The 23229-nt window shown below is 63.8% G+C and carries 22 protein-coding genes and 1 pseudogene; 16 read left to right on the top strand and 7 right to left on the bottom strand.

The window, feature by feature from the left end; genetic code table 11:
• Positions 1-80 precede the first annotated feature (80 nt).
• The 5 genes from G4G71_RS24650 (at position 81) to ispD (ending at position 4994) form a co-directional block, all read left to right on the top strand.
• Positions 81-1709 carry a CTP synthase gene (locus G4G71_RS24650; protein WP_169940904.1) on the top strand — a complete coding sequence of 543 codons (1629 nt, stop codon included), beginning with the start codon at positions 81-83 and terminating at the stop codon, positions 1707-1709.
• Between the two features lie 2 nt (positions 1710-1711).
• The gene (kdsA, locus tag G4G71_RS24645) at positions 1712-2557 is read left to right on the top strand and encodes a 3-deoxy-8-phosphooctulonate synthase (RefSeq protein ID WP_024766068.1); all 846 of its coding nucleotides are present in this window, start codon (positions 1712-1714) and stop codon (positions 2555-2557) included.
• Between the two features lie 104 nt (positions 2558-2661).
• Positions 2662-3951: a phosphopyruvate hydratase gene (gene eno, locus G4G71_RS24640; protein ID WP_015476278.1), complete on the top strand. Its 1290-nt coding sequence runs from the start codon at positions 2662-2664 to the stop codon at positions 3949-3951.
• A gap of 63 nt (positions 3952-4014) precedes the next feature.
• Complete coding sequence (gene ftsB / locus G4G71_RS24635; RefSeq protein ID WP_169940902.1) at positions 4015-4299, top strand: cell division protein FtsB; 285 nt, start codon at positions 4015-4017, stop codon at positions 4297-4299.
• Positions 4296-4994 carry a 2-C-methyl-D-erythritol 4-phosphate cytidylyltransferase gene (ispD, locus tag G4G71_RS24630; RefSeq protein WP_169940900.1) on the top strand — a complete coding sequence of 233 codons (699 nt, stop codon included), beginning with the start codon at positions 4296-4298 and terminating at the stop codon, positions 4992-4994. Before ftsB ends, ispD begins: the two co-directional genes overlap by 4 nt.
• A 227-nt stretch (positions 4995-5221) precedes the next feature.
• Here ispD and yedF read toward each other — a convergent pair whose 3' ends face one another.
• The 3 genes from yedF to G4G71_RS24615 form a co-directional block, all read right to left on the bottom strand.
• Positions 5222-5470 carry a sulfurtransferase-like selenium metabolism protein YedF gene (gene yedF, locus G4G71_RS24625; protein ID WP_045210023.1) on the bottom strand — a complete coding sequence of 83 codons (249 nt, stop codon included), beginning with the start codon at positions 5468-5470 and terminating at the stop codon, positions 5222-5224.
• The gene (yedE, locus tag G4G71_RS24620; RefSeq protein ID WP_169940898.1) at positions 5436-6662 is read right to left on the bottom strand and encodes a selenium metabolism membrane protein YedE/FdhT; all 1227 of its coding nucleotides are present in this window, start codon (positions 6660-6662) and stop codon (positions 5436-5438) included. Before yedE ends, yedF begins: the two co-directional genes overlap by 35 nt.
• Before the next feature lie 68 nt (positions 6663-6730).
• Positions 6731-7624 (bottom strand): LysR substrate-binding domain-containing protein, encoded by an 894-nt coding sequence (locus G4G71_RS24615; protein WP_169940896.1) that lies wholly within the window; start codon positions 7622-7624, stop codon positions 6731-6733.
• Positions 7625-7840: 216 nt separating this feature from the next.
• On the opposite strand from G4G71_RS24615, the gene G4G71_RS24610 reads away from it, so the two are divergent.
• The 8 genes from G4G71_RS24610 (at position 7841) to rpoS (ending at position 14867) form a co-directional block, all read left to right on the top strand.
• On the top strand, positions 7841-8953 hold the full coding sequence (locus G4G71_RS24610) for an S-(hydroxymethyl)glutathione dehydrogenase/class III alcohol dehydrogenase (RefSeq protein WP_024766063.1): 1113 nt from the start codon (positions 7841-7843) through the stop codon (positions 8951-8953).
• Between the two features lie 45 nt (positions 8954-8998).
• A complete protein-coding gene (fghA, locus tag G4G71_RS24605) occupies positions 8999-9850 on the top strand; it encodes an S-formylglutathione hydrolase (protein ID WP_169940894.1) in 852 nt (283 codons plus the stop codon).
• A gap of 59 nt (positions 9851-9909) precedes the next feature.
• A complete protein-coding gene (gene ispF / locus G4G71_RS24600) occupies positions 9910-10383 on the top strand; it encodes a 2-C-methyl-D-erythritol 2,4-cyclodiphosphate synthase (RefSeq protein ID WP_024766061.1) in 474 nt (157 codons plus the stop codon).
• The gene (gene truD, locus G4G71_RS24595; RefSeq protein WP_169940892.1) at positions 10380-11438 is read left to right on the top strand and encodes a tRNA pseudouridine(13) synthase TruD; all 1059 of its coding nucleotides are present in this window, start codon (positions 10380-10382) and stop codon (positions 11436-11438) included. The genes ispF and truD overlap by 4 nt, the downstream gene beginning before the upstream one ends.
• Positions 11426-12184 carry a 5'/3'-nucleotidase SurE gene (gene surE, locus G4G71_RS24590; RefSeq protein WP_169940890.1) on the top strand — a complete coding sequence of 253 codons (759 nt, stop codon included), beginning with the start codon at positions 11426-11428 and terminating at the stop codon, positions 12182-12184. Before truD ends, surE begins: the two co-directional genes overlap by 13 nt.
• Positions 12185-12209: 25 nt before the next feature.
• Complete coding sequence (locus G4G71_RS24585; RefSeq protein WP_088418250.1) at positions 12210-12845, top strand: protein-L-isoaspartate(D-aspartate) O-methyltransferase; 636 nt, start codon at positions 12210-12212, stop codon at positions 12843-12845.
• A gap of 73 nt (positions 12846-12918) precedes the next feature.
• Complete coding sequence (locus tag G4G71_RS24580) at positions 12919-13767, top strand: peptidoglycan DD-metalloendopeptidase family protein (protein ID WP_420825953.1); 849 nt, start codon at positions 12919-12921, stop codon at positions 13765-13767.
• Between the two features lie 95 nt (positions 13768-13862).
• The gene (gene rpoS, locus G4G71_RS24575; protein ID WP_045210031.1) at positions 13863-14867 is read left to right on the top strand and encodes an RNA polymerase sigma factor RpoS; all 1005 of its coding nucleotides are present in this window, start codon (positions 13863-13865) and stop codon (positions 14865-14867) included.
• Between the two features lie 432 nt (positions 14868-15299).
• Here rpoS and fdxA read toward each other — a convergent pair whose 3' ends face one another.
• Positions 15300-15623 carry a ferredoxin FdxA gene (gene fdxA / locus G4G71_RS24570; protein ID WP_015476292.1) on the bottom strand — a complete coding sequence of 108 codons (324 nt, stop codon included), beginning with the start codon at positions 15621-15623 and terminating at the stop codon, positions 15300-15302.
• Positions 15624-15688: 65 nt separating this feature from the next.
• Complete coding sequence (gene mutS / locus G4G71_RS24565) at positions 15689-18262, bottom strand: DNA mismatch repair protein MutS (protein ID WP_169940887.1); 2574 nt, start codon at positions 18260-18262, stop codon at positions 15689-15691.
• An 82-nt stretch (positions 18263-18344) separates the two neighbouring features.
• Here mutS and G4G71_RS24560 point away from each other — a divergent pair.
• From G4G71_RS24560 to recX, 3 genes and pseudogenes are all read left to right on the top strand, one after another.
• Positions 18345-18856: pseudogene (locus G4G71_RS24560) on the top strand (CinA family protein).
• A gap of 85 nt (positions 18857-18941) precedes the next feature.
• Positions 18942-19997 carry a recombinase RecA gene (gene recA / locus G4G71_RS24555; RefSeq protein ID WP_169940885.1) on the top strand — a complete coding sequence of 352 codons (1056 nt, stop codon included), beginning with the start codon at positions 18942-18944 and terminating at the stop codon, positions 19995-19997.
• 5 nt (positions 19998-20002) lie between these two features.
• Positions 20003-20467 carry a recombination regulator RecX gene (recX, locus tag G4G71_RS24550; protein WP_169940883.1) on the top strand — a complete coding sequence of 155 codons (465 nt, stop codon included), beginning with the start codon at positions 20003-20005 and terminating at the stop codon, positions 20465-20467.
• A gap of 64 nt (positions 20468-20531) precedes the next feature.
• Here the strand turns inward: recX and G4G71_RS24545 are convergent, their stop codons facing one another.
• The gene (locus tag G4G71_RS24545) at positions 20532-21605 is read right to left on the bottom strand and encodes an LOG family protein (RefSeq protein ID WP_169940881.1); all 1074 of its coding nucleotides are present in this window, start codon (positions 21603-21605) and stop codon (positions 20532-20534) included.
• A 167-nt stretch (positions 21606-21772) separates the two neighbouring features.
• Positions 21773-23194 (bottom strand): MBL fold metallo-hydrolase RNA specificity domain-containing protein, encoded by a 1422-nt coding sequence (locus tag G4G71_RS24540; protein WP_169940879.1) that lies wholly within the window; start codon positions 23192-23194, stop codon positions 21773-21775.
• Between the last annotated feature and the right edge of the window lie 35 nt (positions 23195-23229).

Raw genomic sequence — 23229 nt, 5'->3', positions numbered from 1 at the left:
GTCGTGAGCCGGGTCTTGTACCCGACACCTTCGCTTCCCCGGCGGCCGAGCCGCCTAAACGCTGACATTCAGGGCTTTTCATGACGCGCTACATCTTCGTCACGGGTGGTGTTGTTTCTTCATTGGGGAAAGGCATCGCCTCGGCTTCCTTGGCTGCCATTCTGGAAGCGCGTGGCCTGAAGATCACGATGCTCAAGCTGGACCCCTACATCAACGTCGACCCGGGCACCATGAGCCCGTTCCAGCACGGTGAGGTGTTCGTCACCCACGACGGCGCTGAGACCGACCTCGATCTGGGCCACTACGAGCGTTTCGTTCGTACCACGATGACCCAGAACAACAACTTCACCACCGGCCGCGTCTACATGGACGTGCTCCGCAAGGAGCGCCGCGGTGACTATCTGGGCGCTACCGTGCAGGTCATCCCGCACATCACCGACGAGATCAAGCGTCGCATCATCAAGGGCGCCGGCGATGCCGACGTCGCCCTGGTGGAAGTCGGCGGCACCGTGGGTGACATCGAGTCGCAACCCTTCCTCGAGGCCATCCGCCAGTTGCGCGTGGAGATCGGTTCGCGCCGTGCCATGCTTATGCACCTGACGCTGGTCCCGTACATCGCCACCGCCGGCGAGACCAAGACCAAGCCGACCCAGCATTCGGTCAAGGAGCTGCGCTCCATCGGTCTGCAGCCGGACATCCTGGTCTGCCGTTCCGACCATCCGGTGGACATTTCTTCCCGCCGCAAGATTGCCCTCTTTACCAACGTGGAAGAGCGCGCAGTCATTTCGCTGGAAGACGTCGACACCATCTACCGCATTCCGTCCGTACTGCACGCCCAGGGCGTCGACGATTTCGTCGTCGAGCGCTTTGGCCTCGAGTGCGGTCCGGCCGACCTGTCCGAGTGGGACCGCGTGGTCGACGCCAAGCTCAACCCCGAGCGTGAAGTCACCATCGCCATGGTCGGCAAGTACATGGAACTGCTCGATGCCTACAAGTCGCTGATCGAAGCCATGACCCATGCCGGCATCCAGAGCCGCACCAAGGTCAACCTGCGCTACATCGACTCCGAGGACATTGAGCAACAGGGCACCAGCCTGCTCGAAGGCGCCGACGCCATCCTGGTTCCGGGCGGCTTCGGCCTGCGCGGCGTGGAAGGCAAGATCACCGCCGTGCAGTACGCCCGTGAGAACAAGGTTCCGTACCTGGGCATCTGCCTGGGCATGCAGGTGGCCGTCATCGAATACGCCCGCAACGTGCTGGGCTGGACCGATGCCAACTCCACCGAGTTCGACAAGTCCAGCGGCCACCCGGTCGTCGGCCTGATCACCGAATGGCAGGACGCCACCGGCGCCACCGAAGTGCGCACCGAGGCTTCCGACCTGGGCGGCACCATGCGCCTGGGCGCCCAGGAGTGCCTGCTGTCCGCCGGCACCCTGGTGCACGATTGCTACGGCAAGGAAGTGATCGTCGAGCGTCACCGTCACCGCTACGAAGTGAACAACAACCTGCGTCCGCAACTGGAAGCCGCCGGCCTGAAGATTTCCGGCCGCTCCGGCGACGGCGCGCTGGTCGAAGTGGTCGAGGCTCCGGATCATCCGTGGTTCGTCGCCTGCCAGTTCCACCCGGAGTTCACTTCCACCCCGCGTGATGGCCACCCGCTGTTCAGCGGCTTCGTCAATGCCGCCCTGAAACAAGCCGGGAAAGCCTGAACATGACCCAGAAGATCATCCGCGTCGGTGATATCCAGATCGGCAACGACCTGCCGTTCGTGCTGTTTGGCGGCATGAACGTGCTGGAGTCGCGCGACCTGGCGATGCAGGTCTGCGAAGAGTACGTGAAGGTGACCGAGAAGCTCGGCATCCCCTACGTGTTCAAGGCCAGCTTCGACAAGGCCAACCGTTCCTCGATCACCTCGTTCCGTGGTCCGGGCATGGAAGAAGGGCTGAAGATCTTCGAAGAGATCAAGAAGACCTTCAAGGTGCCGGTCATCACCGACGTGCACGAGCCCTACCAGGCCGCTCCGGTGGCCGAGGTCTGCGACATCATCCAGTTGCCGGCCTTCCTGTCCCGGCAGACCGACCTGGTCGTGGCCATGGCCAAGACCAACGCGGTGATCAACATCAAGAAGGCCCAGTTCCTTGCACCGCAGGAGATGAAACACATCCTGCGCAAGTGCGAGGAAGCAGGTAACGACCAGCTGATCCTCTGCGAGCGTGGCTCCTCCTTCGGGTACAACAACCTGGTGGTGGACATGCTCGGCTTCGGCATCATGAAGCAGTTCGAGTACCCGGTGTTCTTCGACGTGACCCATGCGCTGCAGATGCCGGGTGGTCGCGCCGATTCCGCCGGCGGCCGCCGCGCCCAGGTCACCGACCTGGCCAAGGCCGGCATGAGCCAGGGCCTCGCCGGCCTGTTCCTGGAGGCCCATCCGGACCCCGAGAACGCCAAGTGCGACGGTCCGTGCGCCCTGCGCCTGAACAAGCTCGAGCCTTTCCTGTCCCAGCTCAAGCAGCTGGACGACCTGGTCAAGAGTTTCCCCATTATCGAGACTGCCTGAGAATCGGCTCGGTGCCTGCCGCGCTGAGCACGGCAGGCCATTGAGCCGCTTCTGATGTCTCACCAGCCGCCCCGTTTATCTCTATCTTCGGAGTGTTATCAAGAATGGCAAAGATCGTCGACATCAAGGGCCGTGAGGTCCTGGACTCCCGCGGCAACCCGACCGTTGAAGCGGACGTGATCCTGGACAACGGCATCGTCGGCAGCGCTTGCGCCCCGTCCGGTGCATCCACCGGTTCCCGCGAGGCTCTCGAACTGCGCGATGGCGACAAGAGCCGTTACCTGGGCAAGGGCGTGCTGAAAGCCGTGGCCAACATCAATGGCCCGATCCGCGACCTGCTGCTGGGCAAGGACGCGGCTGACCAGAAAGGTCTGGATCACGCGATGATCGACCTCGACGGCACCGAGAACAAAGGCAAGCTGGGCGCCAACGCCATCCTGGCCGTGTCCCTGGCCGCCGCCAAGGCCGCTGCCCAAGCCAAGGGCGTGCCGCTGTACGCGCACATCGCCGACCTGAACGGCACCCCGGGCCAGTACTCCATGCCGGTTCCGATGATGAACATCATCAACGGCGGCGAGCACGCCGATAACAACGTCGACATCCAGGAGTTCATGGTTCAGCCGGTTGGCGCCAAGAACTTCGCCGACGCGCTGCGCATGGGCGCCGAGATCTTCCATCACCTCAAAGCCGTGCTGAAGGCCCGTGGCCTGAACACCGCCGTGGGTGACGAAGGTGGCTTCGCGCCGAACCTGGCCTCCAACGAAGACGCCCTGGCCGCCATCGCCGAAGCCGTCGCCAACGCCGGCTACAAGCTGGGCGATGACGTGACCCTGGCTCTGGACTGCGCCTCTTCCGAGTTCTTCAAGGACGGCCAGTACGACCTCGAAGGTGAAGGCAAGGTGTTCAGCGCCGAAGGTTTCGCCGACTACCTGGCGGGCCTGACCCAGCGCTACCCGATCATCTCCATCGAAGACGGCATGGATGAGTCCGACTGGGCTGGCTGGAAAGTCCTGACCGACAAGATCGGCGAGAAGGTACAACTGGTCGGCGACGACCTGTTCGTGACCAACACCAAGATCCTCAAGCGCGGTATCGACGAGAAGATCGGCAACTCGATCCTGATCAAGTTCAACCAGATCGGCTCGCTGACCGAGACCCTGGAAGCCATCCAGATGGCCAAGGCCGCCGGCTTCACCGCGGTGATCTCGCACCGTTCGGGCGAAACCGAGGACAGCACCATCGCTGACCTGGCCGTCGGCACTGCCGCTGGTCAGATCAAGACCGGCTCCCTCTGCCGCTCCGACCGCGTTTCCAAGTACAACCAGCTGCTGCGTATCGAAGAGCAGCTGGGCGCCAAGGCGCCGTACCGTGGTCGCGCGGAATTCCGCGGCTGATCCGAGTCTGGTACGGTGAAGGGGTGGCAGGAGCCACCCCTTTGCGTATAGGGAGCTGAAGGTTTGAGGTTACGTAGCCCTTACTGGCTGTTTCTTGTGCTGATCCTTGCATTGGCCGGCCTGCAGTATCGCCTGTGGATTGGTGATGGCAGCCTGGCGCAGGTAGGGGAATTGCAGAAGCAGATCGCCGACCAGCAGGGCGAGAACGAGCGCCTGCTCGAACGTAACCGCATCCTCGAGGCGGAAGTCGCCGAGCTCAAGAAAGGCACCGAGACCGTCGAGGAGCGTGCCCGTCACGAGCTCGGCATGGTCAAGGACAAGGAAACCCTCTACCAGCTCGCGCAATGACCACTCCCGCATTCTGGGCCGTGATCCCGGCCGCCGGCATCGGTTCGCGGATGCGCGCCGACCGCCCCAAGCAATACCTCGACCTCGCCGGTCGCAGCATTCTCGAGCGCACCCTCGACTGTTTCCTCGGTCATCCCCGTCTGAAGGGGCTCGTGGTGTGCCTGGCCGCCGACGATCCCTGGTGGCCGACCCTGCCCAGTGCGTCCAACGAACTGATCCAGCGCGCCGACGGTGGCCGCGAACGCGCCGACTCCGTGCTCAACGGCCTGCTGCGTCTGACCGAACTGGGCGCCACGCCGGACGACTGGGTACTGGTGCATGACGCCGCTCGCCCGAACCTGGCGCGTACCGACCTGGATCGCCTGCTGGATGAGCTCGAATTCGACGCCGTAGGCGGCCTGCTCGGCGTGCCTGCGCGGGACACCCTGAAGCGCGTCGGCGCTGACGGCCGCGTGGTCGAAACCATCGATCGCAGCGTGGTCTGGCAGGCCTATACCCCGCAGATGTTCCGCCTCGGCGCCCTGCATCGCGCGCTCGCCGATGCGCTGGTGGCCGATGCGGCCATCACCGACGAGGCGTCTGCCATGGAATGGGCGGGCTATGCGCCACGCATGGTGGAAGGGCGGGTGGACAACATCAAGGTCACCACCCCGGAAGACCTGCAGCGCCTGCAGCGCAACTTCGCCAAGCACTGATTCCTGCTGGCCGGCAATTGGCCGTTCGCGGCATTTCCGGCTTCTGCAGGAGCGAGCTTGCTCGCGAACAAAGTTTCCGGCGACTTCAGTGCTGGGCAGGTTCGCGAGCAAGCTCGCTCCTACAGGCTGCGCGCCGTGCTTGACCGTAGGAGCGGACTTTGTCCGCGATTGGCTTCCGGCGCGATTCGGGCTTATCGCGGACGGAGTCCGCTCCTACATAAGCAGCCTCAGCCCAGCAGCGGTACTTCGATCAGGAAGCGGAACAGCGCGCCGTGCTGCTCCACCGCCAGGCAATGGTAACCATGACGCTGGGTGTCTTCCGGAATGCCATGGACCGACTGCGAGCAGTCGGTGACCACTTCCAGCAGGTCGCCGGGCTTGAGCGTCTCCAGGGTTTCCAGAGTGGCGATGGCGTTGTACGGGCAGTGTTCGCCGCGCAGGTCAAGCGACAGCGTCGGCGTCTTGGTTTCGGACATCGTTGGTTTTCCGTCTACGAGTGAAGCGTTGCGCGTTGAGCTGCACCAGCAGCATGCACAGCGCGAGGCCGGCGAAAGTGATCAGCAGGCCGCCGCCGGGGCCGAATTCCTGCAGCAGGTTGAGCTTGGGATAGGGCAGCGCGAGGCTGGTGCCGAGCTGGTCCCAGAACACCGCGACCAGGGTGCCGCCGATCACGTTGCCGACCCCGACCACCCAGAAATGCACCTGGCCTTCCATCGAACGATACATCCAGCCGGTTTCGCAGCCGCCGGCCAGCACGATGCCGATGCCGAACAGCACGCCGCCGATCACGGCGTTCGGCCCCATCCAGAAGATCTTCGGCGGCAGGCCGTTGTGGATCGCCGCGAAGGTGCCGATACAGGCAGCGGCCATGCCCAGCAGGATACCAAGCGCGGCCTGGGTGCGGCCGGTGGTCCAGAGGTCGCGGGCGGCGCTGGTGAAGCAGATCTGCGCGCGTTCGATCAGGCCGCCGAACAGCAGGCCGAACAGGCAGGCCATGCCCAGCACCAGCGAGACCTCGAAACGCCAGGCGGCGAACAGCGCGGCGAGCGCCAGTACGCCCATGCCCAGGCGCCATTGCAGTTTGGCGCGGCGAGCGAGGGCTTCGGCGCTCGGCAGGGCTGCCGCCTTGCCGCCGACCTTCAGCGGAATGCGCAGGAAGGGCAGCAGGCTGATCTTCACGCCGAACCAAGCACCGATCACGGTGGAGAACATGAAGGCCCAGGCGTGCACCGAGAACATCGGGATGCCGGTGAAGAAGGCTGCCAGGTTGCAGCCCATCGCCAGTCGCGCGCCAAAGCCGGCGATCACTCCGCCGATCAGGCCCTGCAGCAGGCGGCGCTTGCTGGTCGGCCAGCGCAGGCTGACATTGCCGGCCCAGAGCGCACAGACCAGCGCTCCGAGGAACATGCCGATGATCATCACGCCATCGATGCGGTCCAGTGGCGTGCCCTGCAGGCCGATGATCTTGAAGTAGCTCCATTCCTGCGGTTGCAGGCCGAACCAGGACAGCACGTGGCCGCCCCAGCGGGTGAACTCGCCGGTAACGGCCCAGAAGGTGCCGGTCATGGCGAAGTAGTAAGCCGAGATGACGCCCAGGGCGACGAGGGTTGGCAGTGGCGACCAGAAGCGCAGCAGATAGCGCTCGCGGAAGGAAGAAAGGGCTGACATCTCGTCGTCCTTGATCCGAAGGGTGGGAAACCTCCCATTCTAGCCAAGGCCACCTTCAGCCGCTTGCTTCAGGGCAACGGAGAGGGCTGAAGATGCTGTAGGCCTTCCTTGAGGTGATCCACCAGTTGCCGCACCTTGGGCGACAGGTGCCGTTGCTGTGGATAAAGCGCCCAGACCCCGGTATTGGGCGGCTGATGCTGGTCCAGCAAGGAAACCAGCCGGCCGCTGCGCAGGTGTTCCAGCACATAGTAATCCGGCAGCTGGCACAGGCCGAAACCGCGCAACGCCGCGTCCAGCACCGCCTGGCCGCTGTTGCAGCGCCAGTTGCCCTGCACCCGGTGCTGGGTTTCGCGGCCGTCCTCGAGGAAGCTCCACTGGTCGCTGCTGCCCACCAGGCAATTGTGCTGCGCGAGCTCTGCCACACTTTGTGGCGCGCCGTGATGGGCGAGATAGCCCGGCGTTGCGCAGAGGTACATCACCCTGGGCGCCAGTCGTGTTGCCACCAGCCGGGAGTCGCTCAGGCGCCCAAGGCGGATCGCCAGATCGAAGCCTTCGTGGAACAGGTCGAGTTGACGGTTGGACAGCTCTATCTCCACGCGCAATTGCGGAAACTGCTCCATGAACCCGTTCACCAGCGGCACCACGAATCGCTCGCCGTAAGCCACCGCGCAGGTCATGCGCAGTAGACCCTTGGGCTCGGCAGATAGATCGCTCACCGCCCGCAAGGCTTCCTCGCGGGCATCCTGCAGGCGCCGGCAATGCTGCAGGAACGTCTGTCCCGCTTCGCTGAGCGTCACCTTGCGCGTGTTGCGGTAGAGCAGGCGCGTCTGCAGGCGCTCTTCCAGTCGCGCGACCTGGCGGCTGACGTGAGACGACGACACGCCCAGGCGCTCGGCGGCGGCGGTGAACTGACCGGTTTCGGCGACAGCAACGAATTCGTCCAGTCCTTCCCAGCGGTGCATATGGATTATCCCTGTATGGCAATAATGTTTTGATTATTGCCTGATTATTCCCTGAAAGGAGGTTTTCTACACTTCCAAGGCTTTGGGGCGCACTTTTCGTCGACCGCCCCGAATGTTCCCCGACAGGGCTCCGGCCCGTCCCGGTTTCTCGGCCGTCGCGCCGAACCCGTCCGCCCCAGGCGGGCGTTGTCGTTTCCTTCGTTCAGGAGTTTCCAGATGATCAAGTCCCGTGCTGCCGTTGCCTTCGCCCCCAACAAGCCGTTGGAAATCGTCGAAGTCGATGTGGCGCCGCCGCAGAAGGGTGAAGTCCTGGTGCGCATCGTCGCCACCGGCGTCTGCCACACCGACGCGTACACCCTGTCCGGCCAGGATTCCGAGGGCGTGTTCCCGTGCATCCTGGGTCATGAAGGTGGCGGTATCGTCGAAGCGGTGGGCGAGGGCGTGACTTCGCTGAAAGTGGGCGACCACGTGATCCCGCTGTACACCGCCGAATGCCGTGAGTGCAAATTCTGCAAATCCGGCAAGACCAACCTCTGCCAGGCTGTACGCGCCACCCAGGGCAAGGGCCTGATGCCCGACGGCACCAGCCGCTTCTCCTACAAGGGCGAGCCGATCTACCACTACATGGGCTGCTCGACCTTCTCCGAGTACACCGTGCTGCCGGAAATCTCCCTGGCGAAGATCCCCGAGGAAGCGCCGCTGGAGAAGGTCTGCCTGCTTGGTTGCGGCGTGACCACCGGCATTGGCGCCGTGCTCAATACCGCCAAGGTTGAGGAGGGCGCTACCGTCGCCATCTTCGGCCTGGGCGGCATTGGCCTGGCGGCGATCATCGGCGCGAAGATGGCCAAGGCCTCGCGCATCATCGCGGTGGACATCAATCCGGCGAAGTTCGACATCGCCAAGGAGTTGGGTGCGACCGACTTCGTCAATCCGAAGGACCACCAGAAGCCGATCCAGGAAGTGATTGTCGAAATGACCGACGGCGGCGTGGACTATTCCTTCGAATGCGTAGGCAACGTCCAGTTGATGCGTGCGGCGCTGGAGTGCTGCCACAAGGGCTGGGGCGAATCCACCATCATCGGCGTGGCCGGTGCCGGTCAGGAAATCAGCACCCGCCCGTTCCAGTTGGTCACCGGTCGTGTCTGGCGCGGTTCGGCCTTCGGCGGCGTGAAAGGCCGCACCGAGCTGCCGAGCTACGTGGAAAAGGCGCAGAAGGGCGAAATTCCGTTGGACACCTTCATCACCCACACCATGGGCCTGGAGAAGATCAACGAGGCCTTCGACCTGATGCATGAAGGCAAGAGCATCCGCTCGGTCATCCACTATTGATCGAATCGCCGGGCGCCTTGTGCGCCCGGTCTCACAGGAGGCTCCATGACGGATTCCATCGAACTGATCAGCAGCCAGAAGAGCTTTGGCGGCTGGCATCAACGCTATCGCCATCGCTCCGAGACGCTCGGCTGCGAGATGGTCTTTGCGGTCTACCTGCCACCGCAGGCCGAGCCCGAGGCGGGCCTGCCGGTGCTGTACTGGCTGTCCGGCCTGACCTGCACCGACGAGAACTTCATGCAGAAGGCCGGCGCCCAGCGCGTGGCCGCGGAACTCGGGATTGTGATCGTTGCGCCGGATACCAGCCCGCGTGGCCCGGAAGTCCCCGGCGATCCGGACGGCGCCTGGGATTTCGGCTTGGGGGCAGGGTTCTACGTCAATGCCACCCAGGAGCCCTGGGCGCGCCACTACCGGATGCACGATTACGTGGTGCAGGAGTTGCCGGCGCTGATCGAAGCGAATTTCCCGGTGTCCCGCAAACGCGGCATCAGCGGGCATTCCATGGGCGGCCACGGCGCGCTGGTCTGCGCCCTGCGCAATCCGGGGCGCTACCTGTCGCTGTCCGCCTTGGCACCCATTACCCACCCGAGCGATTGTCCCTGGGGACAGAAGGCGCTGGGTCGCTTCCTCGGCGAAGACCCAGCGGCGTGGCGCGAGTGGGACGCGGTGGAGTTGCTGGCCAACGCCGGCGAGCGCCTGCCGATGCTGGTGGACCAGGGCGATCGCGACGACTTCCTCGCCGTGCAACTCAAGCCCGAAGCGCTGCGCGAAGCCGCCGCTGCGGTCGGTCATCCGCTGGACCTGCGCCTGCAGCCCGGCTACGACCACAGCTACTACTTCATTGCGAGCTTCATCGAAGATCACCTGCGCCACCATGCCGCGGCGCTCTGCGGCTGACACCCTGAGCGCAGTGATCCGGTAGAATCGACGCCCTGACATCAACAGGGCGTTTTTTCATGCGTATCGGACATGGCTACGACGTGCACCGCTTCGGCGAGGGAGACTTCATCACCCTTGGCGGCGTGCGTATTCCCCACAAGTTCGGGCTCGTTGCCCACTCCGACGGCGACGTGCTGTTGCACGCGCTTTCCGATGCCTTGCTGGGCGCCTGCGCGCTGGGCGATATCGGCAAGCACTTCCCTGATACCGACCCGCAGTTCAAGGGCGCCGACAGCCGCGCGTTGCTGCGCCACGTGCTGTCGCTGGTGGAAGCCAAGGGCTGGAAAGTGGAAAACGTCGACACCACCATCATCGCCCAGGCGCCCAAGATGGCGCCGCACATCCAGAACATGCGCGAGACCATCGCCGCCGACCTGAAGGTCGAACTGGACCAGGTCAACGTCAAGGCCACAACCACCGAGAAACTCGGCTTCACCGGCCGTGAAGAGGGCATCGCGGTCCACGCCGTCGCTTTGCTGGGGCGCGCATGACCGAGTTGGAACTGCTGGGCCCGCGCGCCCACGGCGATGCTTGCGGGCAGGCTGTGCTCAAGGCGGTGGCCGAAGACTTCCAGGTCGACGAAGTGCTGGATATACCGCTCTCCGGCGATGGCGAGCATCTGTGGCTGTGGGTGGAGAAACGCGGCCTGAACACCGAGGAAGCGGCGCGCCGTCTCGCGCGTGCCGCCGGCGTCCCGGTGAAGATGATCAGCTATGCCGGTCTCAAGGACCGCCAGGCGCTGACCCGCCAGTGGTTCAGCCTGCACCTGCCGGGCAAGTCCGATCCGGACCTGGCTGCCGCCGAGGACGACACCCTGCGCATTCTCGAGCGCAACCGTCATCGCCGCAAACTGCAGCGTGGCGCACATTCGGCCAACGGCTTCACCTTGCGCCTGACCGAGCTGCAGGCAGATCGCGAGCAGCTCGAAGCGCGCCTGAAGGCCATCGTGACCCAGGGCGTACCGAATTACTTCGGCACCCAGCGCTTCGGCCATGGTGGCGGCAACGTCTTCGATGCCCGTGGCTTCGCCGAGCGCGGCAAGCTGCCGGAACATCGCAACATGCGCTCGCGCATGCTCTCGGCGGCGCGCAGCTATGTCTTCAACCAGGTGCTGGCTCGCCGAGTGGCCGAAGGTACCTGGAACGAGGCGCTGGTCGGCGACCTGCTGGCGTTCACCGACAGCCGCAGCTTCTTCCCCGCCGGCGAAGCGGAATGTTCCGACCCGCGTCTCGCCGAGCTCGACCTGCACCCCACCGGCCCCATGTGGGGCGAGGGTGATTCACCCGCGGCAAACCGTCCCGGAGATATCGAGCGCAGCGTGCAGCAAGCGGAGATGGCGCTTTGCCAGTGGCTTGCCAGTGCGGACATGGCGCACGAACGGCGCATTCTGCGCCTCCCCATCCCGGGCCTTACATGGCATTATCCCGCCCCTGACATTCTGCAACTGGAATTCGTCCTGCCGGCTGGCTGCTTCGCCACCGTGGTAGTGCGCGAGCTGATCGACCTCGTGCCGGCAGGGCAGACGGAAAGCCCATGCGCATATTGATTGCCAACGACGACGGGGTCACTGCACCCGGTATCGCCGCGCTTCACGACGCGCTGTCCGCTTATGCGGACTGCATCGTGATCGCCCCGGAAGCCGATCGTAGCGGAGCGAGTAGTTCGCTGACGCTGGATCGGCCGCTGCATCCCCATCGCCTGGGCAATGGTTTCATCAGCCTCAACGGCACCCCGACCGACTGCGTGCACCTGGGCCTCAACGGCCTGCTGGAAGAGGTGCCGGAGATGATCGTCTCGGGTATCAACCTGGGCGCCAACCTCGGCGATGACGTGCTCTACTCGGGCACCGTGGCAGCGGCCCTGGAAGGGCGTTTCCTGTCCCGCCCGGCCTTCGCCTTCTCGCTGTGTTCGCGTCTGACGGACAATCTGCCGGCCGCGATGCATTTCGCCCGCCTGCTGGTGGAGTCCCACGAGAAGCTCGATCTGCCGCCGCGCACCGTGCTCAACGTGAATATCCCCAACCTGCCGCTGGAGCGCATCAAGGGCATCCAGATGACCCGTCTGGGGCATCGCGCCCGCGCCAAGCCGCCGGTCAAGGTGGTCAACCCACGCGGCAAGGAAGGCTACTGGATCGCGGCCGCCGGCGATGCCGAAGACGGCGGCGAGGGCACCGATTTCCATGCCGTCATGCAAGGCTACGTGTCGATTACGCCGCTGCAGATGGACCGGACCTTCCGGGAGGCGTTCAATGTCCTTGGCGACTGGCTCGGAGGGCTCGACCATGGCCAATGAATTGTCCCGCCGCGGCGGCATCGGCATGACCTCCCAGCGCACCCGTGAGCGGTTGATCCAGCGGCTGTACGAGGAGGGCCTGTCCAACGCCCACGTGCTGGAAGTGATCCGCCGTACCCCACGCCATCTCTTCGTCGATGAAGCGCTGTCGCACCGCGCCTACGAAGACACCGCGCTGCCCATCGGGCACAACCAGACCATCTCGCAGCCCTTCATGGTGGCGCGGATGACCGAGTTGCTGCTGGCTGCTGGCCCGTTGGACAAGGTCCTGGAGATCGGCACCGGCTCCGGGTACCAGACCGCCGTGCTGTCGCAACTGGTGGAGCGGGTGTTCTCCGTCGAGCGCATCCAGGCCCTGCAGGACCGCGCCAAGGAGCGACTTGCGGAGCTAAACCTGAGAAATGTTGTCTTTCGTTGGGGCGATGGCTGGGAAGGCTGGCCCGCCCTGGCGCCTTACAACGGCATCATCGTCACCGCCGCTGCGGCCGAGGTTCCGCAGGCATTGCTGGACCAACTGGCGCCTGGGGGGCGGCTGGTGATTCCGGTCGGTGGTGGCGAGGTGCAGCAACTGATGCTGATCGTCCGCACCGAGGACGGTTTCCAGCGGCAGGTGCTGGACTCCGTGCGCTTTGTCCCACTGCTCAACGGTCCGCTAGGCTGAGAGCAGGCCGGTCAAGGCTGCGGTAACTGCCGGCCAGTGAGGCTGGACGTCAATTCATGGATAAGGGGGATGGGTGAGCTTGACAGCGACCCTGTGTCAACGGAACTGGATCAAGGGCCTGGGCCACGCTGTGGTGGCCATTGTCGTCTGCTCTCTGCTGGCGGCCTGTTCTTCGACTTCGCGCAGCACCACGACCGTGGTGGACCGCAACGCCCAGCAGAAGCCCGCCGTCACCAGTGGCCAGTACGTGGTGCGCCCCGGTGACACGCTGTACTCCATCGCCTTCCGCTATGGCTGGGACTGGAAAGCCCTGGCGGCGCGCAACAACATCTCCGCGCCTTACACCATTCGCCCAGGCCAGGCCATTCGCTTTGACGGTGGCTCGATGGCTGCACCGTCTGTCGCCAAAGGCGCTACGCCTGTCGCGCCAGTTGCTGTCAACAAACCGACATCTACCCCGGCAGCCGCCAGCAAACCGACCACGCCCGCCGTCACCGTACCGGCGCAACCGCCCGCCAGCGGCGGAACTCCGGCGGTAGCAGGGGGGGCTCCGGGAGGCTGGATCTGGCCAACCAACGGCACGCTTATTGGGCGTTTTGCATCAAACGGCAGTTTGAATAAAGGGATTGATATAGCCGGGCAATTGGGCCAGCCTGTCCTGGCTGCGTCTAATGGCACGGTGGTGTACGCCGGTAGTGGTTTGCGGGGCTACGGCGAACTCGTGATCATCAAGCACAGCGATACCTACGTAAGCGCCTACGGTCACAACCGCAGGTTGCTGGTGCGGGAAGGGCAACAGGTCAAGGTCGGGCAGAACATTGCCGAGATGGGCTCCACAGGGACTGACCGGGTGAAGCTGCACTTCGAGATTCGCCGCCAGGGTAAACCTGTAGATCCGCTGCAATACCTGCCAAGTCGTTGATGCTGGCTGTTCCCCTGCGTGGGTGAGCGGGCCTAGGTGTCCTAAGGATAAGGACGCACCTGGGCTTGTTGTCGAACTCAGCAAGGGATAACGACATGGCACTTAAAAAAGAAGGGCCGGAGTTTGACGTCGATGATGAAGTGCTTCTCCTGGAGCCCGGCATCATCCTCGAAGAGTCATTTGCCGAAGAGCAGGTATCGCTTCGAGTCACTCCTAAAGCCACCTCACTTTCCTCTCTCAAGCAACACAAGCACATCGACTACAGCCGCGCGCTCGACGCGACCCAGCTGTATCTGAATGAAATCGGTTTCTCGCCGCTTCTGACCCCGGAAGAAGAAGTCCACTTTGCGCGACTCGCGCAGAAGGGCGACCCGGCCGGCCGGCGACGGATGATCGAAAGCAACCTGCGTCTGGTGGTGAAGATCGCGCGACGGTACGTCAATCGCGGCCTTTCCCTGCTCGACCTGATCGAAGAGGGCAACCTCGGGCTGATCCGCGCGGTGGAGAAGTTCGACCCCGAGCGCGGCTTCCGCTTCTCCACCTACGCGACCTGGTGGATTCGTCAGACCATCGAACGGGCCATCATGAACCAGACCCGCACCATTCGATTGCCGATCCACGTGGTGAAGGAACTCAATGTCTACCTGCGGGCCGCTCGCGAGCTGACCCACAAGCTGGACCATGAGCCGTCGCCCGAGGAAATCGCCAACCTGCTCGAGAAGCCGGTGGAAGAGGTCAAGCGGATGCTCGGCCTGAACGAGCGGGTCACTTCAGTGGATGTTTCCCTCGGCCCGGATTCGGACAAGACCCTGCTCGATACCCTGACCGACGACCGCCCCACCGATCCCTGCGAACTGCTGCAGGACGACGACCTCAGCGAGAGCATCGACCTTTGGCTGTCGGAGTTGACCGACAAGCAGCGCGAGGTGGTGATTCGCCGCTTTGGCCTGCGCGGTCATGAAAGCAGCACGCTGGAAGAAGTCGGCCAGGAAATCGGCCTGACCCGCGAGCGGGTTCGGCAGATCCAGGTCGAGGCCCTCAAGCGTCTGCGCGAGATCCTCGAGAAGAACGGCCTGTCGAGCGACGCGCTGTTCCAGTAGCGGCCAGGTCGACAACGAAGAAGCCCGGATGATTCCGGGCTTTTTTATGCGCTGTGATGTAAGCATTCGCTTACATAGCGTGTGAGTGTTCAGCTTGAAGGACCGCCAGCTGTGACGCCTATTCTCCGTATCTTTTTGTTTTTAAATGGATTTTATCTTTGGCTTGGCTGCGAGGCAGGGCGGGTGCGCGGAAGTGCCCCAGTTGCTGAGTTCCGGCAGGCGGGTAATATCACTCCTGCGTACACGGAAAGGCGCAGGCCGGTAAGGATGTCGGTCAGGAATCCCGCGGGATGCGGTTCATCAGGATGATGAAAAAGGGAAGAAAGAGTGGGCGGGTTATCCCGCCCCTTTTTTTTGCCCGAAAAAAGTGATGCCCAGATACAGAAAGGCCCGCGCTGAGCGGGCCTTTCCTGTTTTGGTTGGAAGCGCTGATCAGCGCTCCAGGTACTGCATCTTGTTCGGCTTGCCGTCCCACTCTTCGGCGTCCGGCAGGGAATCCTTCTTCTCGGTGATGTTCGGCCATACATCGGCCAGATCCTTGTTCAGCTCGATGAACTCCTGCATGCCATCCGGGACCTCGTCCTCGGAGAAGATCGCCTGTGCCGGACATTCCGGTTCGCACAGGGCGCAGTCAATGCACTCATCCGGGTGGATGACCAGGAAGTTCGGGCCTTCGTAGAAGCAGTCCACCGGGCATACTTCCACGCAGTCGGTGTATTTGCACTTGATGCAGTTGTCGGTGACGACGAAGGTCATTTCTAATTTTCTCCTCAGGCGGGCGGCTAAGCGCGCGCGATTCTAGCAGCTTGTCCAGCGGTCCGTCAGACCCGCATCTTCCATGCATATAACAATTCGAGAGCTTGACGCGGCGTCAGGTCATCGGGGCTGACACGCATCAGCTCTTCGACGATCGGGTGCGGCAGGCTGGCAAACAGGTCGCTTTGCAGCGGCGCCGGGCTTTTCGGGTCGCTCGAGCGCGGCGCTTCGTGGGGCAGGCTGGTGGTTTCCAGGCGCGAAAGGTGTTCGCGGGCGCGCTGAATGACCGCACCCGGCACGCCGGCCAATTGTGCGACCGCCAGGCCGTAACTCTGGCTGGCGGGGCCAGGGAGTACATGGTGCAGGAAGACGATGCGTTCGTTGTGCTCGGTGGCGTTCAGATGCACGTTTGCTACCGCCGGTTCGCTTTCCGGCAGCACGGTCAGCTCGAAATAGTGGGTGGCGAACAGGGTGAAAGCTCGCAGTTTCGCCAGGTGTTCAGCCGCGGACCATGCCAGCGACAGGCCGTCGAAAGTGCTGGTGCCACGACCCACTTCGTCCATCAGCACCAGGCTGCGGTCGCTGGCGTTGTGGAGGATGTTCGCGGTTTCGCTCATTTCCACCATGAAGGTCGAGCGACCGCCGGCGAGGTCGTCGGAAGAGCCGATACGGGTGAAGATCCGGTCCACCAGCGACAGCTCGCAGCGCGCCGCGGGCACAAAGCTGCCAATGTGCGCTAGCAGCACGATCAGCGCCGTTTGCCGCATGTAGGTCGATTTACCGCCCATGTTCGGGCCGGTAATCACCAGCATGCGAGTGTCTTCATCGAGGTTCAGGTCGTTGGCGACGAACGGCGTATCCAGCACCTGCTCGACCACCGGATGACGGCCTTGCTCGATGAGGATGCCGGACTCTTCGACGAAGCGTGGGCGATTCAGGTCGAGGTTCAGCGCGCGCTCGGCAAGGTTGGACAGCACGTCCAGTTCGGCCAGGGCAGCGGCGGTATCCTGCAGCGGCGCCAATTGGCCGATCAGCAGTTCCAGCAGTTCCTCGTAGAGCTGCTTCTCGCGGGCCAGGGCGCGGCTCTGGGCCGACAGCGCCTTGTCTTCGAAGGCCTTCAGTTCCGGGGTGATGAAGCGCTCAGCACCTTTCAGGGTCTGGCGGCGGATGTAGTCAGCCGGAGCCTGTTCTGCCTGCACGCGGGGCAGTTCGATGTAGTAGCCGTGGATTCGGTTGTAGCCGACTTTCAGGTTTGGCAGGCCGGTGCGAGCCTTCTCGCGGGTTTCCAGGTCCATCAGGTACTGGCCGGCGTTCTCGCTGAGCATCTGCAACTCGTCCAGCTCGGCGTCGTAACCGCGGGCGATGACGCCGCCGTCACGGATCACTGCCGGCGGATTCTCGATCACTGCGCGGGCCAGCAAGTCGGCCAGTTCCGGGTAGGTGCGGATGCTGCTGGCCAGCTCACCTAGGTGCGGGGCTTCCAGCTCGGTCATGCCGTTCTGCAGATCCGGCAGTGCAGCGAGGGCATCGCGCAGGCGAGCGAGGTCGCGGGGGCGGGCATTGCGCAGGCCGATTCGGGCGAGGATACGTTCCACGTCACCGATTTCCTTCAGCTGCGGCTGGAGGATTTCGAAGCGATAGCGTTCCAGCAGACAGGCGATGGAGTCCTGACGGGCTTCGAGCACGGCGCGGTCACGCAACGGGCGGTTCAGCCAGCGGGTCAGCAGACGGCTGCCCATGGCGGTCTGGCAACGGTCGACCACCGATTGCAGGGTATTGTCGCGGCCGCCAGCCAGGTTGGTATCCAGTTCAAGGTTGCGGCGGCTGGCACCATCGAGGATCACGGTGTCGTCGATGCGCTCGTGGCGCAGGCTGCGCAGGTGCGGCAGGGCGGTGCGCTGGGTTTCCTTGGCGTAGGCCAGCAGGCAGCCGGCGGCGCCGATGGCCAGGGTCAGCTCCTGGCAGCCAAAGCCTTTGAGGTCCTGCACGCCGAACTGCTGGCACAGGCTCTTCTTTGCCGAGTCGCGATCGAAGTCCCATGGCGCACGACGGTGCGAGCCACGGCGCTTCTCCGCCGGCAGGCCTTGGGGCCAGTCGTCAGGGATCAGAAGTTCAGCGGGATTCAGACGTTCCAGTTCGGCCAGCAGGGTTTCCCAACCCTTTATTTCCTGGACGTTGAAGCGGCCGCTGGTGATGTCCAGCACGGCCAGGCCGAACAGGCGCTCGTCTCCCAGTACGGCGGCGATCAGGTTGTCGCGGCGTTCGTCGAGCAGCGCTTCGTCACTGACGGTGCCGGGGGTGAGTATGCGCACCACCTGGCGATCAACCGGGCCCTTGCTGGTGGCCGGGTCGCCGATCTGCTCGCAGATCACCACCGATTCTCCGAGCTTCACCAGCTTGGCCAGGTAGCCTTCGGCGGAATGGAAGGGGATGCCGGCCATGGGTATGGAGTTGCCGGCGGACTGGCCGCGTGCGGTCAGGGTGATGTCCAGCAGCTTGGCGGCCTTCTTGGCGTCCTCGTAGAACAGCTCATAGAAATCGCCCATGCGGTAGAACATCAGTTGGTCCGGGTGCTGATTCTTCAGCCTCCAGTACTGCTGCATCATCGGTGTGTGGGCGGAGAGGTCGCTCTGACTCATGGCTTCTGGCTGTCCGGCTTCAACATGCAAAAGCGCCTAGTGTACGGTATCCACCTGGCCTTCTTTAACCCCGGAGCGCACTGTGCCCGTTACCGATTCCTTTATTACCGATCTCTCCTCCCGATTGGGCGTGCGTCTTGCTGCCAACCAGTTGCGTGTCACTACCGCCGAATCCTGCACGGGGGGGGGATTGCCGAAGCGATCACACGTATCCCGGGTAGCTCGGCCTGGTTCGAGGTGGGGTACGTGACTTACTCCAACAGCCAGAAGACTCGTCAGCTGGATGTGCCGACAGAACTGTTCCCCAAGGTGGGAGCGGTGAGCCAGGAAGTTGTCGAGGCCATGGTGGCGGGCGCTCTGCCACGCAGCGGGGCGGATATTGCCGTGGCGGTCAGCGGTATTGCCGGGCCGGACGGCGGTTCTGCCGATAAGCCGGTGGGCACCGTCTGGCTGGCCTGGAGGAAAGGTGAACAGGTGTTCAGCGAACGCCGCCTGTATGCCGGTGATCGGGAAGCTGTACGCCGGCAGACCGTGGCGACCGCTCTGGAAGGGCTGTTGCGACTGGCGGACGGGGAAAATCCGATTCAGGGGTAGGCGAGCGGCTTGCCCTGTGGAATAATACTGGCTACTTATACAGTTGTTCGTGGCCGCCCGGCCGCCTGACTTCGCGAGGACTTCAATGGACGACAACAAGAAGCGCGCCCTGGCCGCGGCCCTGGGACAGATCGAACGCCAATTCGGCAAAGGCGCGGTCATGCGCATGGGCGACCATGAGCGCCAGGCGATCCCTGCCATCTCCACCGGCTCGCTGGGTCTGGACATTGCGCTGGGCATCGGCGGTCTGCCGCGCGGCCGTATCGTCGAGATCTACGGCCCGGAATCCTCGGGTAAGACCACGCTGACCCTGTCGGTCATCGCCCAGGCGCAGAAAGTTGGCGCCACCTGCGCCTTCGTCGACGCCGAACACGCCCTGGACCCGGACTACGCCGGCAAGCTGGGTGTCAACGTCGACGACCTGCTGGTTTCCCAGCCGGACACCGGCGAACAGGCGCTGGAAATTACCGACATGCTGGTGCGTTCCAACGCCGTTGACGTGATCATCGTCGACTCCGTGGCGGCTCTGGTACCCAAGGCCGAAATCGAAGGTGAGATGGGCGATCAGCACGTCGGCCTGCAGGCCCGCCTGATGTCCCAGGCGCTGCGCAAGATCACCGGCAACATCAAGAACGCCAACTGCCTGGTCATCTTCATCAACCAGATCCGCATGAAGATCGGCGTGATGTTCGGCAACCCGGAAACCACCACCGGTGGTAACGCGCTGAAGTTCTACTCCTCTGTTCGTCTCGACATCCGCCGGACCGGCGCGGTGAAGGAAGGCGACGAGGTGGTCGGCAGTGAAACCCGCGTCAAGGTCGTGAAGAACAAGGTCGCCCCGCCGTTCCGTCAGGCCGAGTTCCAGATCATGTACGGCCGTGGCATCTACCGCACCGGCGAGATCATCGACCTGGGCGTGCAGTTGGGCCTGATCGAGAAGTCCGGCGCCTGGTACAGCTACCAGGGCAGCAAGATCGGCCAGGGCAAGGCCAACGCCGCCAAGTTCCTGGAAGACAACACCGAGATCTGCACCACTCTCGACAAGGCCATCCGCGATCAACTGCTGACCAATCAAGCAGCGCCGACCAAGGCCGAGCTCGCTGCGGCAGAAGCCGAAGCGGAAGCTGAAGCCGACTATTAATAGGAATGACCACCGAGCTCGATAACCCCGTTGCGGTGCGGCGGGTCGCCATGGACCTCCTGGCACGTCGCGAGCACGGTCGGGCTGAGCTCTCGCGCAAGCTGCGGCAGCGCGGTGCGACGCAGGACCTGATTGACCCCGCCCTCGACCGTTTGGCCGAGGAGGGGTTGCTCAACGAGAGCCGTTACCTGGAAAGCTACATCGCCAGCCGTGCGCGGGCCGGTTACGGTCCGATGCGGATTCGCGAGGAGCTGTCGCAGCGCGGTTTGCCCCGTGGCGAGATTGACGGCGCGCTGAGTGAGTCCGGCGTCGACTGGGGCGAGAACCTGCGTGAGGTCTGGCGTCGGAAGTTCGCCCGGCTGCCGCAGGATGCCCGCGAGCGAGCCCAGCAAGGGCGCTTCCTGAGCTATCGGGGTTATTCGATGGAAGCCATCAGCCGGCTTCTGAGTGGTCGACGATCAGATGATTGAACGAACAAGACACCCAATTGGGTGCCTTGTTCGTTTCCTGTCTCTGAAAAATCGTTCTGGAAAATCAGCGCTCCCAGTTTTCCGGTTGGTTAATGAAGTTCAGCAGTTCCCGCAAACGCCCCTGGGCGCGGCCATTGAAGGCAAAGGCCAGGCGGGTGAGATGGGAGAATTCCGGCTCGTCCAGTTCCGACTCACTGTAGGGCTGCTGGTGAAATCCACCGCTCACGCACAGATTGCCGAATTCGCGCTCCAGCAATTGCAGGGCGCGCACGCTCAGCGGGTGGTTCAGGCGGATCACGAAGCGATCCTTGAGCCAGCGGCTGGAGTGGAAGTTGCTGTAGAACTGGGCGATTTCCTCGGCGGCTTCCTCGGCGCTGTGCACCAGCGTCATCAGGCTCATGTCGCTGGGCAGGATGTAGCCGTTGTCTTCGAGCTGCTCCTTGATGAACTCCAGGGCGTGATCCCAGTAATGCCCGCCTGGTTGGTCGAGAAGAACCACCGGTACCAGCGGACTCTTGCCGGTCTGGATCAGGGTCAGCACCTCCAGTGCTTCGTCCAGGGTGCCGAAGCCGCCAGGGCAGAGCACCAGGGCGTCGGCTTCCTTGACGAAGAACAGTTTGCGCAGGAAGAAGAAGTGGAACGACAGCAGGTTGCTGGTGCCGTCCACGATGCGGTTGGCGTGTTGCTCGAAGGGCAGGGTGATGTTGAAGCCGAGGCTGTTTTCCAGACCGGCACCTTCGTGGGCCGCGGCCATGATGCCGCCGCCGGCGCCGGTGATGACCATCAGGTCGTAGCGCGCGAGGGTTTCGCCCAGTTCGCGGGCCAGGGTGTAGACGGGATGGTCGGCCGGCGTGCGGGCCGAGCCGAATACGGTGACTTTGCGGCGCCGCTTGAACTGCTCCAGCGTGCTGAAGGCGTGCTCCATTTCGCGAAGTGTCTGCAGCATGATCTTGGCGTCCCAGCGATTGCGGTCGGCCTGGGCCATGCGGGCGACGGTAGTGAGCATTTCGCGGTACAGCGGCAGGTTCTGGCTGTCGCCGGGGGCGGCCAGTGCGGCAAGCTCCTCGATCTTCTGTGCGAGGTCGGTGCCGCTGGTCTGGAAGTGTCTGGAGAGGTAGTCGTCGGGCTCATAGGGCATGTTGATACTCCTTGTTCATCAACCCCTGATCGCCTGTCCATGGGCGGCGCCGGCCACGCAAGGTGACTTGGGCGGTAACGCAATGGCGCTTCGCCGCACGCACAGGGTTCAGCAGGAGGCCGGCCCAGTCTGGCACGCGGGCTGTGACAGTCGGTGAGGCCTCGATATCAGATGGCGATCCGGTCTCCGGGCTCCGGGATGTTGGCCGTCCAGTTCAGGCGATCCTGGAGTGCACCCTTGAGTACATCCATCTTTTCCCGCTCGCCATGTATCAGGTATAGCTCGGGTTTGTTCTCGAAGTGGCCAACCCACTGAATTAATTGTGATTGTCCCGCGTGTGCGGAGAATCCGCCGAGGGTGTGGATCTGCGCTTTCACGCTGATGCGCTGGCGCAGGATACGGACCGATTCGGCGCCGTCGACAATCGCACGTCCCAGCGTGCCCTTGGCCTGGAAGCCGGGGAAGACGATGTGGCATTCCTCGCGCCAGAGATTGTGCTTGAGGTGGTGGACGATGCGCCCGCCGGTGCACATGCCGCTACCGGCGATGATGATGGCGCCGCTCTTGATGCGGTTCAGCGCCATGGATTCGTCGGCGCTGCGGGTGGTGCGCAGGATCGGCAGCCACTCGCCCACCTTGGCGGTGCCGGTGCCGCGCATGTATTCGCGGTCGACATCGGCGATCTCGCCGATGTGCTGCAGGTAGATATTGTTGGCCTGGGCCGCCATCGGGCTGTCGAGGTAGACGACCTGCTGCGGCAGCCGGCCCTCCTGATAGAAGCGCCCGAGGTAGTAGATCAGGTCCTGGGTGCGGCCCACGGCGAAGGACGGGATCAGTACGTTGCCGCCCTCGTTCTGGGCACGCTGCAGGATGCCCGCAAGCTCCAGCAGGGTGTCGTTGGCGTCGCGGTGGTCGCGGTCGCCGTAGGTGGATTCCAGCAGCACCACATCAGCGCGGGTCAATGGCGTCGGCGTCCGCATCAGGGGGGAGCAGGTGCTGCCCAGGTCCCCGGAGAACACCAGACGGCGGGTCGAGCCGAACTCATGGATTTCCAGTTCGACGATGGCCGAGCCGAGGATGTGCCCGGCATTGTGGAAGGTCACGCGGATGCCGCGCGCCACGTCCACCGTGCTGCCATAGCTGACGCGGCGGCGCTGGTTCAGCGCGCGGGAAGCGTCTTCGACGGTGTACAGCGGCTTGACGGGTGGCTTGCCGAGGCGGGCGCGCCACTTGTTTTCCCACTCGGCGTCCTTCTCCTGGATGTGTGCCGAATCCATCAGCATCAGTTCCAGCAGGTCGCAGCAGGATTCGGTGGCGTAGATCGGCCCCTTGTAGCCTTCCTTTGCCAGGCGCGGCAGCAGGCCGCTGTGGTCCAGGTGGGCGTGGGACAGGACGACGGCGTCCAGCTCCTGCGGATCGAAGGGGAAGGGCGTGCGGTTGGTCGCCTCGTTGTCGCGGGTGCCCTTGTTGCCGCTGCGCCCCTGGCGCATCCCGCATTCGAGCAGCACGCGGACGCCGTCGCGGGTTTCCAGGAGGTAGCAGGAACCGGTGACTTCCTGAATTGCGCCGATGAAGGTGAGAAGCGCCATGTCGTCTCCTTGTCGGAATTCACTTTCAGCCTTGC

Source organism: Pseudomonas multiresinivorans (assembly GCF_012971725.1).
Classification (GTDB): domain Bacteria; phylum Pseudomonadota; class Gammaproteobacteria; order Pseudomonadales; family Pseudomonadaceae; genus Pseudomonas; species Pseudomonas multiresinivorans.
This window is presented reverse-complemented; position numbering and strand designations above follow the sequence as displayed.